The 16,492-nt window shown below is 44.8% G+C and carries 14 protein-coding genes; 7 read left to right on the top strand and 7 right to left on the bottom strand.

Annotated elements, in window-relative coordinates:
• Nucleotides 1-75: 75 nt before the first annotated feature.
• Nucleotides 76-1,089: an MBL fold metallo-hydrolase gene (locus tag R7E29_RS05020; protein ID WP_213906714.1), complete on the bottom strand. Its 1,014-nt coding sequence runs from the start codon at nt 1,087-1,089 to the stop codon at nt 76-78.
• Between the two features lie 155 nt (nt 1,090-1,244).
• Here R7E29_RS05020 and R7E29_RS05015 point away from each other — a divergent pair, with 155 nt between their 5' ends.
• The 3 genes from R7E29_RS05015 (at nt 1,245) to R7E29_RS05005 (ending at nt 3,588) form a co-directional block, all read left to right on the top strand.
• The gene (locus R7E29_RS05015) at nt 1,245-1,859 is read left to right on the top strand and encodes a TetR/AcrR family transcriptional regulator (protein ID WP_213871498.1); all 615 of its coding nucleotides are present in this window, start codon (nt 1,245-1,247) and stop codon (nt 1,857-1,859) included.
• A gap of 329 nt (nt 1,860-2,188) precedes the next feature.
• Complete coding sequence (gene rimK / locus R7E29_RS05010; protein ID WP_005374224.1) at nt 2,189-3,094, top strand: 30S ribosomal protein S6--L-glutamate ligase; 906 nt, start codon at nt 2,189-2,191, stop codon at nt 3,092-3,094.
• Nucleotides 3,095-3,159: 65 nt separating this feature from the next.
• Nucleotides 3,160-3,588: an ATP-dependent zinc protease gene (locus R7E29_RS05005; RefSeq protein ID WP_005384193.1), complete on the top strand. Its 429-nt coding sequence runs from the start codon at nt 3,160-3,162 to the stop codon at nt 3,586-3,588.
• A 66-nt stretch (nt 3,589-3,654) separates the two neighbouring features.
• Here R7E29_RS05005 and R7E29_RS05000 read toward each other — a convergent pair whose 3' ends face one another.
• A complete protein-coding gene (locus R7E29_RS05000; RefSeq protein WP_005384195.1) occupies nt 3,655-4,380 on the bottom strand; it encodes an MBL fold metallo-hydrolase in 726 nt (241 codons plus the stop codon).
• Nucleotides 4,381-4,703: 323 nt separating this feature from the next.
• Here R7E29_RS05000 and speA point away from each other — a divergent pair, with 323 nt between their 5' ends.
• The 4 genes from speA (at nt 4,704) to R7E29_RS04980 (ending at nt 11,628) form a co-directional block, all read left to right on the top strand.
• The gene (gene speA, locus R7E29_RS04995) at nt 4,704-6,614 is read left to right on the top strand and encodes an arginine decarboxylase (RefSeq protein ID WP_033906546.1); all 1,911 of its coding nucleotides are present in this window, start codon (nt 4,704-4,706) and stop codon (nt 6,612-6,614) included.
• Nucleotide 6,615: 1 nt separating this feature from the next.
• Nucleotides 6,616-7,536 carry an agmatinase gene (gene speB, locus R7E29_RS04990; protein ID WP_005374233.1) on the top strand — a complete coding sequence of 307 codons (921 nt, stop codon included), beginning with the start codon at nt 6,616-6,618 and terminating at the stop codon, nt 7,534-7,536.
• 410 nt (nt 7,537-7,946) lie between these two features.
• The gene (gene emrD / locus R7E29_RS04985; RefSeq protein ID WP_005374234.1) at nt 7,947-9,152 is read left to right on the top strand and encodes a multidrug efflux MFS transporter EmrD; all 1,206 of its coding nucleotides are present in this window, start codon (nt 7,947-7,949) and stop codon (nt 9,150-9,152) included.
• A 310-nt stretch (nt 9,153-9,462) separates the two neighbouring features.
• Nucleotides 9,463-11,628, top strand: a complete 2,166-nt coding sequence (locus R7E29_RS04980; RefSeq protein WP_081008300.1) for a S9 family peptidase — start codon at nt 9,463-9,465, stop codon at nt 11,626-11,628.
• Between the two features lie 215 nt (nt 11,629-11,843).
• Here R7E29_RS04980 and R7E29_RS04975 read toward each other — a convergent pair whose 3' ends face one another.
• From R7E29_RS04975 to R7E29_RS04955, 5 genes are all read right to left on the bottom strand, one after another.
• On the bottom strand, nt 11,844-12,839 hold the full coding sequence (locus R7E29_RS04975) for a porin (protein ID WP_017635534.1): 996 nt from the start codon (nt 12,837-12,839) through the stop codon (nt 11,844-11,846).
• Between the two features lie 215 nt (nt 12,840-13,054).
• Complete coding sequence (locus R7E29_RS04970) at nt 13,055-13,924, bottom strand: metal ABC transporter solute-binding protein, Zn/Mn family (protein ID WP_053307119.1); 870 nt, start codon at nt 13,922-13,924, stop codon at nt 13,055-13,057.
• A gap of 22 nt (nt 13,925-13,946) precedes the next feature.
• The gene (locus R7E29_RS04965; RefSeq protein ID WP_005393560.1) at nt 13,947-14,822 is read right to left on the bottom strand and encodes a metal ABC transporter permease; all 876 of its coding nucleotides are present in this window, start codon (nt 14,820-14,822) and stop codon (nt 13,947-13,949) included.
• A complete protein-coding gene (locus R7E29_RS04960; RefSeq protein ID WP_017635536.1) occupies nt 14,822-15,550 on the bottom strand; it encodes a metal ABC transporter ATP-binding protein in 729 nt (242 codons plus the stop codon). Before R7E29_RS04960 ends, R7E29_RS04965 begins: the two co-directional genes overlap by 1 nt.
• Nucleotides 15,550-16,476: a metal ABC transporter solute-binding protein, Zn/Mn family gene (locus tag R7E29_RS04955; RefSeq protein WP_005374249.1), complete on the bottom strand. Its 927-nt coding sequence runs from the start codon at nt 16,474-16,476 to the stop codon at nt 15,550-15,552. Before R7E29_RS04955 ends, R7E29_RS04960 begins: the two co-directional genes overlap by 1 nt.
• Nucleotides 16,477-16,492 lie beyond the last annotated feature (16 nt).

The following is a 16,492-nucleotide window of genomic DNA, read 5'->3' as shown; positions in this document are numbered from 1 at the left end:
TTATCCTTATCCCTGACCAAGTAACTACTAATAAGTGACTTAACTATTCTGATGTTTGGCTATTTAGCTCAGCCATTATTGCCACCATGCCTTCGCAGGCTGAGGCTCCGCAATCGCCAAGCGTTGACCAATCTCAGGGCTCACTAACGTTACACCGCGCTCTTCACTTATATCTAACGCGCGTTGCATCGGCTCATTCCAATCATGCATCGATAAATCAAACGTACTGTTGTGAATTGGCATCATCACTTTGCCCTGCACATCAATGTGTGCTTGAACGCTTTGCTCTGGGAACATGTGAATGTCTGACCAAAGTTCATTGTATGCGCCGGTTTCGATCATAGTGAAGTCAAACGGACCGTACTTTTCACCAATCTCTTTAAAGCCATTGAAGTAACCAGAGTCACCACTGAAGAACACTTTGTGTTGTTGTGCATTAATAACCCAACTGCCCCACAGTGTCGTATCGCGGTCTGTCAAACCTCGACCGGAGAAATGCTGAGTCGGAGTCAATGTATACTCAATGCCGTCGACAGAATGTGACTCCCACCAATCTAGCTCGATCACTTTCTCCTTCGGCACACCCCAATTCACCAGTAATTGGCCAACTTTTAACGGCACCAAGAAAGTGCCCACCTTGTCGCCTAGCACTTTAATAGAAGCTTTATCTAGGTGATCGTAATGGTCATGACTGATCACCACCACATCGATAGTTGGCAAATCTTCTATCGTGATGGGGGTTTGGTGAAAGCGTTTTGGCCCTGCCCATTGTACAGGAGACGCGCGATCACTGAATACAGGGTCGGTCATCACCAGTTTTCCATCGAGCTTCATTAATACGCTTGAGTGACCCAGACGATAGATGACGTCATCTTGCTCTTCTAACAGCTGCTGCGCTGTGATCGCATGCACTGGAATTTCAATCGTTGGTGTTGGGTTAAGGCGCTCAGTCGTAAAATACGCTTTCATGATTTCGAACATGTCGCCCAAACCGCTTTTGTATTCCAACTCTGTATTTGCAAATTTGTCCGGGTATGTTGGCGCTTTTTCAGTATCAACATTAGAACAAGAAATCATGGATGTACCCATCGCGAACGCTCCTACTGTGGCTAGCAAAGTTTTTTTCATAAAAAGTTAACCCGAACAAAAGTAAACTACACGGTGCAGTTTACATTCTAATTATCAAAAGTAAACTACTTAGTGTAAAATAGATCAAGAAATGATCTTCTTAACTTAGCAAGCTTATGAATGTAAAAAGAAAAAGTCGTAGCGAAACCAAAAGAGAAGCCATCCTGTGCGCAGCAAAGCAAGCGTTCCAAGAGTTTGGGGTGCAAAACACCAGCATGGATAAGCTCTCTGCTATCGCGCAAGTCTCTAAGCGCACGGTCTACAACCATTTCCCTTCTAAGGAAGCGATCGTGACGGAGTTGCTGACTGAGCTTTGGCGTTCGTCAATGATGGAAAGCGATATTAAACGCTTGGCCACTCTGCCACTCAAAGATCAATTGATTGAATTACTCTACAGCGAGATCATTGTGGTGACGGAACCAAACTATATTGAGCTGGCAAAAGTGGCATTTGGGCACTTCTTATTTAAGCCGGAAGATCTCAAAGAACAAGCAGAACAAATGTCGAAACAGGAAACCGCCCTGTACCGCTGGCTTACTGAGAAATCGAACAGTGGCGCTTTGCAAATTGATGATGTACATATAGCAAGCACTCAATTGCACAACTTACTTAAAGGCAGTGCATTCTGGCCGCAGTTAATGGGAATTCGCCCCTCTTTGTCGAATGAAGAATCTAGGCTGTTAGCTACCCAAACGGCGGAACTTTTTTTAAGTCACTATCAAAACAGCTAAAAACAGCGGTCAAATTGGCCGCTTTTTTAAGCGATAATTCGTGACAAAGCGATGAAATTTTTGCTCAATTTTATTTATCTCACCCTTGACAGTCTCATACCGCAAGGCGTGAGCGTTCGATAAAATATTTTTGTCGTGTCGACGATGCTTTTTCGTTTTCATCTCACAAAAAAACGCCCTAAGGTGCGCACCTCTGACGACGTGGTTGTTCAACCACAATTCTAAATCGTTGAAGTAAGTAGGTTATGTCATAACATGATCACCTGCCTACTGCATTCTATGCTCTATACTTATATTTTAATTTGGTACTGACTTACTAAGGAATTGCCATGCGTATTGCTATTCTCTCTCGTAATGAGAATTTATATTCAACCATGCGCCTAAAACAGGCGGGTGAAGAACGTGGGCATCAAATCGATGTGATCGACACGCTTCACTGTTATATGGACATTACGAGCAACAACCCTAAGATCCGCTACAAGGGTGAAGAATTACCGCAATACGATGCTGTTATTCCACGTATTGGGGCATCTATTACGTTTTACGGCACTGCTGTTGTACGTCAGTTTGAAATGATGGGTACATTTTGTGTCAACGAATCTGTCGCGATCAGCCGCTCTCGTGACAAGTTGCGCTCATTACAACTGCTATCACGTAAAGGCATCGGTTTGCCACGCACTGGCTTTGCTCACCATCCTGACAATATTCAGGACGTGATCAAAAACGTTGGTGGCGCACCTCTAGTGATTAAATTGCTAGAAGGCACTCAAGGCATTGGTGTTGTACTTGCTGAAACAAATAAAGCGGCAGAAAGCGTGATTGAAGCTTTCATGGGTTTGAAAGCTAACATCATGGTGCAAGAATTTATCGAAGAAGCAAAAGGCGCGGACATCCGTTGTTTTGTTGTCGGAAATAAAGTAATCGCCGCAATGAAGCGCCAAGCAAAAGAAGGCGAGTTCCGTTCTAACCTTCACCGTGGCGGCTCTGCACAACTCGTGCGTTTGAGCAAAGAAGAGCGTGCGACCGCTGTAAATGCAGCGAAAGTGATGGGCTTGAACCTTTGTGGTGTGGATATCCTTCAATCTAAAAATGGCCCAGTGGTAATGGAAGTGAACTCTTCTCCTGGTCTAGAAGGCATCGAACTAGCAACGGGTAAAAACATTGCAGGTATGATCTTCGATTTTATCGAGAAAAACGCTAAGCCAAATTCAAACCGTACTCGCGGTAAAGGTTGACTTTTGTTTAACGCACAAGAGAGCCAAAAACCGGCTCTCTTGTTACTCGTCGCTAGGATGACACTATGAATCAGAAAATGATCATTGGGAATGCCGAAGCTATTTGCTTGCCAGAGTTAGGGATTACTCACCTTGAAGCGCGTATTGATACAGGCGCTCAAACCTCTTCATTACATGTAGACAATATTGATTGCTTTGAAAAAGATGGTCAGTCTTATGTTGCATTCGATTTGCACCCAGATGTATACCATTTAGAACAAGTGGTTCGCTGCACAGCGAAACTAAAAGCAAACCGTAAGGTTAAATCTTCTAACGGTACTTTTGAGCACCGCTGCGTGATCACGACGATGCTGCGTATGGGCGACCAACAATGGCCAATCGACATTACGTTGACTAACCGTGAAAAAATGACTTACATGATGTTGTTAGGTCGTCAGGGCATGGCAGACAAAGTGCTCGTTGATCCTAGCCAATCTCACTTATTGGCATCTTAACCCCGTAGCTTCAGATGAGTGATCGAACGTTTTTGTTGAGCATCACTCGTCTGGCTTTATCTTCGCTTACTTCCTACGAAATAACGCAAACAACAATCCCTTCGCTTTAACTTTTGTCACTCGCCAGTGCGTCATTGGCTTAGTCGGCGCTGTATTCAAAATGTGCTGATACGCTTTTTCATCCAAAGTTACCTCTCCCCCATGTGCCAAAAGCAAACATTGCGGATTCATCTCAAACACACGCTTTAATGATTGCCGATATTGATTCGGATGAAATATGGGAAACGGCGCAATCAGATGCTTTTTCACCTGCACCATTAAATCCGCCACATACAACACATCTTGTTCAGAATGATAAACCGACAGATCTCGATCAGTATGCCCTAGCGTTTCTAGCACCTGCCAATCATCAAATCCAGGAATAAACTCTCCATCAATAAGTTCAATATCTGGATTTAACTTGCGGGAATACCAAAGGTTTTGCTTTGGTTTACGCATCCGATTCGCCATCCAGCGTGCTAACATTAAATCGGTCAAATGCATTAGCCAACCGTCTACACCGCTATACCACTGGCTCTCTCGCTTTGCGGCCAATAGCTTACATCCTGTTAAATCACGTAGTTTGTGCGCACCACCAGCATGGTCTGGATGCATGTGGGTCACAACAACCAACTTTAGGTCAGAAAAAGGACGATGGAGTTGATGTTCAATAAAGTCTTTAAGATGAGGAATGTCTGCTCGACTGGCACCATCAAGCAACAATAATTTATCGGGATATTCGGCGAGATACATGGTCTGAATGTACCCCTGAATTCTGTGCAGCTGCAAAATATGTCCTTATTTTAGTGAGATGCTTCATGACCGAACCCTTACTGGTCAGACCAACTATAACAGCAGAATGGACGCTTCGGTAAACAAATATTCACACGTAGCGACGACAACAAATCATAATCGAGATGATAGATTTTAATCATTAGACTCAAAGGCACTTTTATCCGTTAATGCGCGCACACGGAGTTCGTGTCAGGGTATGAGGTAAATGCCTCATGATTTGCTTTTTTGTACTTTTCCTTCTAATTAATTAAGGAGTTAAGTACATTTTTGTGAGAATCGAGTTGGAAAAAGCAACTAAATTAGACCGCATCCGCGCGGACTACAACGTTCACTACTGGAGCCAAGGTTTCTACGGCATTGATGACCAAGGCGAAGTATATGTATCACCACGTAGTGATCGTGCACATCAAATCCCTTTCAGCGCTATTGTAAATGAGCTAGAAGCGAAGCAGTTAAATCTGCCTGTATTAGTACGCTTCCCGCAAATCGTGCACCAACGTGTGCATGGTATTTGCCACGCATTCAACCAAGCAATTGAAGAATACCAATATCCAAACAAATACTTGTTGGTGTACCCAATTAAAGTAAACCAACAACGTGAAGTGGTGGATGAAATTCTAGCGAGCCAAGCTCAACTAGAAACCAAGCAGCTTGGTCTTGAAGCGGGTAGCAAGCCAGAATTGTTGGCGGTACTTGCATTGGCTCAACAAGGTAGCTCCGTGATCGTGTGTAATGGCTACAAAGACCGTGAGTATGTGCGTCTTGCACTGATCGGTGAAAAGCTGGGTCACAAGGTATTCATCGTACTAGAGAAGCTTTCTGAGCTGGATCTGGTACTAGAAGAAGCGAAAAGTTTGGGCGTAAAACCGCGCCTTGGTTTACGCATTCGCCTCGCCTCTCAAGGCGCAGGGAAATGGCAAGCAAGTGGCGGTGAAAAATCGAAGTTTGGTTTATCAGCATCGCAAGTGCTTAGCGTTATTGAACGTCTTAAACGCGAAGGCAACCTAGACGCGATGCAACTGGTTCACTTCCACCTTGGTTCACAGATGGCAAACATCCGTGATGTACGCAATGGTGTGAACGAGTCTGCACGTTTCTACTGCGAACTACGCGCACTCGGTGCAAACATCGAGTACTTCGATGTGGGCGGCGGCTTGGCAGTGGATTATGACGGCACACGCAGCCAATCATCGAATTCGATGAACTACGGCCTTGCAGAATACGCACGTAATATCGTCAACACAGTGGGCGATGTGTGTCTGCAATACGAACAACCAATGCCAGTGATCATTTCGGAATCGGGTCGCTCGCTAACAGCGCACCACGCTGTGTTGATTTCTAACGTAATTGGTACCGAGTCGTACCTACCGGAAGAAGTACATGAGCTTGATGATGACGCTCCGCTTTTGCTACAAAACATGTGGCGAAACTGGGAAAACTTGCAAGATGGTACAGACGCTCGTGCGTTAATTGAGATTTACAATGATACCCAAAGTGATTTGGCAGAAGTGCACTCTCAATTTGCTACAGGTGTGCTTAACTTGGAACAACGTGCGTGGGCAGAACAATTGTCACTACGCATTTACTTCGAATTAAGCCGCAAGATGAGCACTAAGAATCGCTTCCACCGTCCGATTCTGGACGAGTTGAGCGAACGTCTTGCGGATAAGTTCTTCGTGAACTTCTCTCTCTTCCAATCTCTACCAGATGCTTGGGGTATTGATCAGGTGTTCCCTGTTCTGCCACTTTCTGGTCTTGGCGAGGCGGAAGAGCGTCGTGCAGTGATGTTGGACATCACATGTGACTCTGATGGCGCGATCGATCACTACGTTGATGGTCAAGGCATCGAGAGCACGCTACCTGTACCAGCTTGGAGCAAAGACAAACCGTACCTAATGGGCTTTTTCCTAGTAGGCGCATACCAAGAAATCCTTGGTGACATGCACAACCTATTTGGTGATACCCACAGTGCTGTAGTCAATGTTGATGAACATGGTCAATTTGAGATCAGTTACATCAACGAAGGTGATAGTGTAGAAGACATGATGCGCTACGTTCATATCGACGTGGATGCGATTCGTGACAATTATAAACAATTGGTTTCACAGCGAGTTGAAGCCAATGAACAAGCACAAATCCTAGCAGAACTAGAACAAGGTCTAGCAGGATACACCTATTTAGAGGACTTCTGATATGAATGATTTGTTTACTAAAACTGATTATTCGCTTTACTCCAACTCTATGTCGTTTTTACGTCTGCCGTACATTCGTAACCCGGTATCGGCAGACGCAGACGTTGTGGTGTTGGGAGTCCCTCTGGACATGGCAACATCTGGTCGTCCAGGTGCGCGTATGGGTCCAGATGCAATTCGCCGTGCCTCAGTCAACTTGGCATGGGAAGGTAAGAAGTTCCCTTGGAGCTTCAACGTATTGGATAAACTGAAAGTGATCGATGCAGGTGATCTCGTGTTCGATTGCGGTGATGCGGAAGATTTTACTTACCGCCTTGAAGCGGCAACCAGTGAAATTCTAAAAAGTGGTAAAACCATGTTGGGATTGGGCGGTGACCACTTCATTACGCTACCTATCCTGCGTGCCTATGCGAAGCATCATGGCCAAATGGCGTTGATTCACTTTGATGCTCATACGGACACCTATGCAAATGGCAGTTCATACGACCACGGTACGATGTTCTACCATGCGCCGAAAGAAGGTTTGATCTCAGCAAAGAACTCAATACAAATCGGCATTCGTACGGAGTACAAACAGCAAGATCACGGCTTCAATGTGATTAATGCGATGCAAGCGAATGACATGTCGGTGAACGAGATCCTAGAAGAAATTCGTCGCACCGTCGCAGACAAGCCAGTATATGTCACTTTTGACATCGACTGCTTAGACCCGGCCTTCGCACCGGGAACTGGTACACCAGTTTGTGGTGGCTTGAACTCAGACAAAGCGCTGAAAATTATTCGTGGTTTAGCCGGCATGAATATCGTGGGTATGGATGTTGTCGAAGTATCGCCTCCATACGACCACAGTGATGTTACCGCACTAGCGGGAGCAACCATCGCACTAGAAATGCTTTACGCATACGCATCTGAGCGCGAATAGACATAATCATTTCTAAGGGAGCTTCGGCTCCCTTTTCTTTCTGATGCCTTCCTCTACCTTTTATTCACTCGTTTCATCTTGAACTCAGATCAACCGAGCAGACGCTTTATTTTTGCACTTTAACCATTAAAACCAGTTACCTATAAGGCTCATTCTATTCACGAAAAGTAAAAGATTTAACTTAATTAGACAAAGAAATGCATCTCTTTTTGAAAACAAAATCGGATTAGTTTTTCTAATTGAAATCATAGATTTTTATCTTGCTCAACTTCACACTTTTCGATTGCTAATTATACAAGCAAGCACTATTATCTCGCGCAAATACCCCCCGCAACACAAGAATTCAGTTAGCACTCTGTAAAAGAGTGCTAAGGGTTTTTACGTCTTAAATTTTTTGGAGAGATACGCAAATGTCTGCTTCGTTTCCATTAGCGAAACTTACCTTTTTAATCGCTATATTGACTGCCGTGGGTCAAATGACCCAGACAATGTACGTGCCTTCAATCGGTCATATGGCGGGCGAGTTTTTGGTATCTGCGTCATCACTTCAAGCTGTGATGGCTTGTTACCTAATCCCATATGGCTTGTCGCAATTTGCGTATGGCACACTATCGGACCGCTTGGGACGCAAACCGATCATCATCGTCGGGCTGCTTATCTACATCGCGGGTACACTGGTGGCATTATTTGCACATCAATTTGAATGGTTCTTGATCGGTAGCTTTATCCAAGGCTTAGGTATTGGCTGCGGCGGTGCGATGTCACGCACTCTGACTCGCGATTGCTTTGAAGGCTCTGATCTACACAGAGCAAACAGCTTAATTAGCATGTGTGTGATTTTCTCACCATTAATGGCACCAGTATTAGGCGGTTACCTAACAGAAGCTTTCGGATGGCGGTCAAGCTACTTGTTCTTAGCGCTATTTGCTATCGCGGTTGTGATCACCATGATGACAAGCATGATGGAGACACTACCAAAAGAGAAACGCAAATTCGAACCAGTAGCCAAAAGCTACAAACACGTTTTGTCTGACCGTCGCTTTCAAGGCTTTTTGATTTGCCTGGTTGCAACATTCGCTGGTGTGGGTGTATTCGAAGCGGCGGCTGGGGTGTTGTTAGGTGGGGTATTAGAATTACCGGCAACAACGGTAAGTTTGCTGTTTATATTGCCGATCCCAGGTTACTTGGTGGGTGCAGGCTTATCTAGCTACATCGCAAGACGTCGCTCTGAGCGTCGTGCTTTAAATGTAGGCTTGGTCTCTATTTTTGTGGGCTCTGCTATTGTGCTCATCCCAGGCTTGTTTGGTTTAACCACTGCATTAACGCTGGTTGGAGGCGCAACCGTGTACTTTTTGGGTGCAGGTATTCTCTTCCCAGCAGCAACAACTGGAGCGATTGCGCCATTCCCATACCATGCAGGAACAGCAGGCGCGACATTGGGTGGCATGCAAAACTTGGGGGCAGGTGTCGCAACTTTGCTCGCGTCACTATTTCCAGCGCATAACCAGATGCCTTTGGGCATTTTGATGATGGCAATGTCGGTAATTGCAATGCTTGGGTTAATGTGGGTGAATCGAGCACACAATCACTCAAACGAAGTACCGCAAGTTATCTGATCATTATCAGCTTACTTTCAAAGTCCAAAAGGGACACACTCAACAAGTGTGTCCCTTTTTTCATATCACACTATATCGATTTCCCGATGAGAATGATTTAACTTTCGAATTGATATTTGTTAAAAATAACAGCTGCTTACACAATGTGTTTTCAGCTCCCTTCAAATTGAGTATCCAACTCGAAATATTGAGGATTCTCACTTTTTCGGTATACCCCATAACAAAGAATGGACAACTGAAAACCACTAACAAAATGAAAGCCCAGCCCTCAGGATGAGGCCACTTGGGTGTACAATAAGGATAAAATCAGATGCGTTTCACTTTAACTACGTTGGCCGTCTCGGTCGCGCTTGTCGCCGGATGCAGCAATCAAGGAATCCCCAGCATGACTCAATACTCCCAAACACAGATCGTTGCTCAACAAACTCAAGCTCCGGTTGCGAAAAAAGTCCCTCACTCGATGACTATTCATGGCGATACCCGCGTTGATAACTACTACTGGATGCGTGACGACGAACGTAAAGACCCTGAAATTTTACAGCACCTAGAGAAAGAAAATCAGTACGCAGAAACCGTTCTAAAGCACACTGAAACACTTCAAGATACGCTATTTGAAGAAATTAAAGGGCGCATCGCAAAAGACGACAACTCAGTACCGGTTCGTAAAGGCAACTATTTCTACTCCAGTGAAGTGACCGGAGATAACGAGTACGAAGTCCATTTGCGAGCTAAAGACTTTGCAGGCAAAGACAAACAAATCATTTTAGATGTCAATGAACTAGCAAAAGAACATGAATTTTTCAGTATCGGCGGCCTATACGTTAGTCCGAATGAAAACTTATTGGCGTATGGCGAAGACACATTAAGCCGCCGCGTGTACACCCTTAAGATCAAAGACCTGACAACAGGCAATTACCTACAAGATGAAATCGAAGGGGCCTCAAGCGCTGTCGCATGGCAGAACGATAACAACGCCTTTTACTACATCAAAAAAGATCCACAGACCTTATTGGGCTACCAAGTTTATCGTCATGTATTGGGCACACCACAAAGCAGCGATGAGCTGATTTTTGAGGAAACCGACAGCGCCTATTACACCTCACTAAGCAAAAGCAAAGATGGCGAAGATATTTATATCTGGCATTCGAGTACAGAAACCAGTGGGGTCTCTATCATTGATGCGAACAACCCTAAAGCAAAGGCGAAACCGTTCTATCCTCGTGAAGATGGCATTGAATACAGTATTTCTAAGCTAGGCGATTGGTACTACATTTATACTAACTATCAAGCCGTCAACTTCCGTTTGATGAAAGTTCATCAAAATGACATGCATGACCGCTCTAAATGGCAAGATGTGATTGCCGCAGACGACAACAATCAACTTGTCGACTTCGAGTTATTCGATGATCACATCGTCTATGAGCAGCGCTCTAACGGCCTAGCAAGCGTCACTGTACGTCAGCTTTCAACAGGAAAAGAATTCCCCCTCACATTTAATGACGATGCGTTTGCTGCCTATTTGACAGGTAACCTAGAGCTGGATAACGAGAAAGTTCGTATTTATTACAGCAGTTTAACCACTCCAGGAACCTACTACGATTTCGATCTAAAAACGGGCGGGTCAGAAATCATGAAGCAAACACCTGTACTTGGTGATTTTAATCCTGACAATTACCAATCAGAACGCATCATGGTCACAGCCCGTGACGGTAAAGAAGTACCCGTTTCTTTGGTGTATCGTAAAGACTTATTTAAGAAAGATGGTACGAATCCACTCTACCAATATGGTTATGGATCTTATGGCGCAACCATTGAGCCAACTTTCCGCTCGACACGTTTGAGTCTATTGGATCGCGGCTTTGTTTACGCCATTGCTCATATTCGTGGATCTGAAATGCTTGGCCGCCCTTGGTATGAAGACGGTAAAAAACTAACCAAGCAAAATACATTCAACGACTTTATTGATGTGACTAAAGGTTTGGTTGAACAAGGCTATGGCGCGAAAGATAAAGTCTTCGCTGTTGGTGGCTCTGCAGGAGGCCTCTTAATGGGGGCTATCATCAACCAAGCACCAGAACTGTATCGCGGTATCGGCGCTCATGTTCCGTTTGTGGACGTGGTAACCACTATGCTCGATGAATCAATTCCATTGACCACCAACGAGTATGATGAATGGGGTAACCCAAATAACAAAACATACTATGACTATATGTTGAGTTACTCGCCTTACGACAACATCAAGGCGCAAAACTACCCGAACATGTTGGTAACGACTGGCTTGCACGACTCTCAAGTACAGTACTTTGAACCAATGAAGTGGGTCGCCAAACTTCGTGAAATGAAGACAGACGATAACGTCTTGTTGTTCAAAACCGATATGGAAGCCGGACACGGCGGCGCATCTGGTCGATTTAAGCGCTTAAAAGAAGATGCGCTAGAGTATGCCTTCTTCCTCGATTTACTCGATAAAAAATAAGCGTATTAATAGAACTGTATCTCTAACAACAAAAAATGCCCGCAAGTTGCGGGCATTTTTATAGACGCACTCTCTAAACAAAGAGTGGGGTTACCTAAGCACAGAATGACTAGCGTCTCTTATAGCCAAAGGATAGCAGAAAGAAAAACGCCTACTCACAACGAGTAGGCGTTAACACAATAAATGTGTTTAGGCAGTAGAAACTGGCCTATTTATTAGAAGTAGTAACGAGCACCTAGAGTCCAGTAGTCGTTCTCTTCATTGTTGTAGTCGTTACCTAGATCAAACTGGTAAGCTGCAAACGTTACGAAAGCAGGAGTTACAGCGTACTCTGCTTGTAGCGCAGTTTCGCTTGAAACTGTCTTATTGTCTTCTTCGTCTTCTACGCCTTCGTAGTTAACGCTGAATGTCCAATCGTTTACGCCGTATGCCAAAAGAGCTTCAAGTTGAGAAGTGTCTTTACGCATTTGGTAGAAGTACTCGTTCATACCGTATACTACTGCTGCGTATAGACCTGAACCGTACTGACCGTAGTTTACAGAGAATAGGTGTGATTCAGCATTCTTAGTACCTAGAGTCGCGTTTTTAACATCACCGCCGCTGTATACGTAGCCTAGACCAAAGCCAGCTACAGAACCGCTCAATGCAACTTGACCACGTTGCTCGTATGTTGTTGCATCTGAAGTTTGCTCACCTTGCCAACCTAGACCTAGGTTGAAAGCAAAACCTTCACCAAATTCAAAACCTTTACGGTAGCTAAGCATTTTATCAGCACGAGCTGAGCCTAGGTTGCCGTGGTTGTCGTACAAAAAGTCGTTCGCAAACGCGATTGGTAGATCCGCAACGCCAGCGACATCGTAGTAAGGTGACCATTGAGTACCTGCTACTAAACGGCCAAACTGCTCATGAGTAGCACCGATGTAACCTAGACGAGTTTTGAATGACTGTTCACCACCATTTAGGTAGTTAAGCGCCCATTCACCTTTAGCGTCGATAGTAATACCGTTGCCAATGTCTTTCTTACCCGCAACGTTAATACGTGGAGACACTTGGTGAACTTTTACATCTTCTTCGAAATACTCACCCACGCCAACTGAAACGTGACCGCCGATCGATAAAGATGTACCATCGCTGTTGTAAACTTCTGCTGCGAAGGCCTGTGAACCACATGCTAGTGCCGCCACTGCAACGGCTAGAGTTTTCATTTTCATTGTTAACATCCGTATAGTTGTTTGTACCGGTTCGCTTAGAAACAGATTAAATCCGAATCAATCGCAACGAACACATAACAAAGTAGTAATGAAATAGAAATGAAACAAACACTTTCTTATGCAACCAGTGGTATTAATGCTCACATTTTGAACTGAGTCACAAAAAAATAGGGAACTTTTCATTCCCCATCATAAAATCTGTGGCTTTTTACGTGTCACATCTCCCAACGTGCGAGTGGCTTCTCAGTTTTGATACCCTTACTGCCCCAGCGGTCAATAACATCAATTTGCAGTATGCGGCTCGGTTTAATAAGCGATGTCAAGGTTTTCGACGGTCGTTTATCCGTCACTAACCATAGCGTTTTATCTTGTTCAAACTGAGCTTTTAAAGATAATTTGTCTTCTTCTGTCCACTCGAGTTCCGGCTTAAATTCGCGCCCAACCACAAACAATTGGTTGCCAGAGGCAAAGTCCTCTAATGACTCACTCATCAGTACCACTGAATCGATGCCTTTATCGAAGATCTCTGCCTGTTGTTGGTTGATCAGTTCACGCACATTGAGCATAAGAGCCTGTTGATTCGTTTGAATCGCCTTTTGGTGTTCAGGATATACACGTTGTAGATCCTCTCCAACAATGCCCGCCATTCGGATTAAGTTTGTAGGGTTCAGCCATGCGTACTTCGATGTTGACCCGTTTTCCAATGTCAGTACTGCAACTCCTTGAGCTCTAGGAGAAATGGCCTGCGATGCATCGATTTCAATCAAGTGAATGTTGCCCTGTCGAGCGTAAACATAAGTCGGGTCTTGTTTCCAAATCGCACCAAGAGTAACAGCAACCGTCGCGGCTTGACCCGCTTGCTTAACTTGCTCTGTACCTTTATTTGCGAACCAGTTCTCAAGACGCTCAACGCCGTAACGCTTTGGAGGCAGATACTGAGTCTCTATCCCTGTACCTTTCATGAGTTGCTCAGACAACATGTACGTGACGGGAGTGCTGGTTAAAATGTCTTTGGCGCTTGCCAACGATGGAAGTGTCGTCGCTATAACCAAACCAAAAGTTATCGCTAATTTTTTTATCTTCATGTTCATTACTTTATAAAAAGGGTTACGCTTTTTGGATAATTCGGTAAACCGTTGCTGTTAGGAAAAATGCCGCAGAAACAATGATGATGGATGCGCCTGATGGCACTGGTAGCTCAAGCTCCATCGGCAGTATGGTTCCTACTAAACACGCAATGGTTGCCAATAAAGAAGAAAGGAGAACAAAACTGCCCATGCGTTTAGTCAATAACCGAGCCGTTGCACCAGGAATCAGTAGCAATGCACCAACCAATACCGCGCCAATAATCTTTACCGCGGCGATGGTGACCAAGGTGATCATCATGACAAATAAGTAATCATAAAAGCTGGTATTAAAGCCGCGTACACGTGCAATATCCGGGCTAATACAAGTCAGCAAAATGCGGTTAAACGTTGGAATAAGAAGCAGTAATATGATCAAACAACTGATCGCTAAAATAAGGATATCGTTGTCCGTCACAGTCAAGATCGAGCCAAACAACACGTTCTCCAACATGTGAATGTTGATCTTGCGAGCAACGTACATTAACAGCGCAGCACCAACCGCTAACGCTAGTGCAAGAAAAACCCCAACCAGTGTGTCGTAAGGTACATTCGTACGATTACGAACAAAGTGAAGCAACAGCGCAAAAATCATACAAAAGCTAAACAATCCGATGATCGGATTCTCTGGCGGCTCACCGAGCAACACACCAATCGCGATTCCGGTAAGCGCAGCATGCCCAACCGCTTCAGAGAAAAAAGCCAGTCGCTTGGCGATGACTAATGTACCAAGACCACCAAGTAATGGCCCTAATATCAGCGCTGCCACAATTGCGTTCACCATGAAAGCATAAGAAAAGCTATCGCTTAACCATCCAGCTTCAACGCCGCTAACCGCTAACTCTCGCAACCAATCCATTATGCAGCCTCCACTTTTGCTGTGTAGTGCTTAAATAATGTTTCTATACGATCAGGGCTTAGCACATCTGAATGGTGACCTGACGCCACAATTTGACGATTTACGACATGGACCTGCGCATCTAAACGGCGCACTGCGGTCACGTCATGATGTACTGCCAGCACCGTTTTGCCTTCTCCAACGACTTCATGAATCAAACCTTCAAGATATCGAACACCTTGCTCATCCATGCCAGTTGTAGGTTCGTCTAAAACCAATAAATTGGGCTCATCCAGTAAAGCTTGCGCAAACAAAACACGCTGTTGCTCACCGCCAGAGAGTTGCCCCATACGACGGTCGCTACGCGTTGCCATACCCACGCGATCCAGCTGGGCCAGGGCATGTTGAGTTTGTTTCGTTTTACGTCGCCAAAATAGAGGGATACGAGTTTGGTTAAGCAGTACAAAATCCATCACGGTTAACGGGAGGCTTGCTTCAAACATCGCTTTTTGTGGCACATACCCTATCTTCCCCGATGCAGCTGATGGTTCTGGCCAATTGAGCGCTATGTTTCCCGAAAATGGCGTGAGTCCAAGTACCGAACGAAGCAAAGAGGTTTTACCACCGCCGTTCGGTCCCATAATCACGTGACATTTCGCGTTCTCGAATTCGGCGCTGATGTTCTGCAAAATGATATTGTCGGCGTATTTTAGGCCCACGTTACTTAAGGAAACGGAAGGTCCAGTCATTACGCCTTTTCCCCTGCTCGCTTACTCGCCACAAATTTCATGGCTTCGATTAGTGTTTCCACATTATCTCGCATCTCAACCTCGACTTTATCAGCCTCATACTCACCGTGAGTCATGTGAGAAAAGCGATAAAGCTGCACCCCAGTCGCCTCTTCGATGGTATCAACAAAGCGATTCGGCATATTGAGCTCATAAAACAGCACATCAATGCCCGATTCACGAATTTTCTCTATCGTTTCCTGTAGCTGACTTGCACTTGGTTCAACACCATGAGCAGGCTCAATGACAGCGGCAACGTCAACACCAAACTCCTGAAGGATATATCCGTAAGCATTGTGGGTTGTCGCCACCTTCATACCAGCCGTGTCCAACTCACCAAGAGACAACATTGCATCACGCTTCATCAGGCGAAATGTTTTCGCGTATTTACGAGCATTTTGGCGATAGAACGTAGCATTGTCTGGGTCCAATTGGCTTAGCTCACTCGCGATGGTGTAAACCTTTTGAATGGTTGTTGATAAACCGACAAAGGTGTGAGGGTTCACTGCTCCTTGACCAACAGACTGCCCCATAGCGGGCAATAAAGGCACTTCTTTGTTCGCTTCGATAACCACGAGATCATCACGCTGAGAAGCCTTGATCACTTTCAGTGCAAAATCGTCATGACCAATACCATTGATCACTATTACGTCCATTTCATTTAAGCGCTTAAGATCATTAGGTTGTGGCAAATAGTTGTGAGGATTAAAACCAGCATCAACCAAAGGAACGATGTCCGCCTTCTCACCAACAACGGCTTTAACATAGCTGTAATAAGGTTGAAGCGTAATACCAATACTGAGTTTATCGGCAGCAAAGCCAGTAGAAGACACCGTCAATAACGCGGTGGCTGTAAGAATACGACGTAAAAGAGAGCGTTTGATCATAGTACTTATCAATTAT

This window comes from Vibrio sp. Vb1729 (genome assembly GCF_033338655.1).
GTDB lineage: Bacteria > Pseudomonadota > Gammaproteobacteria > Enterobacterales > Vibrionaceae > Vibrio > Vibrio alginolyticus.
Note: the sequence above shows the minus strand (reverse complement) of the source record. Positions and strands in the feature narration are given on the sequence as shown.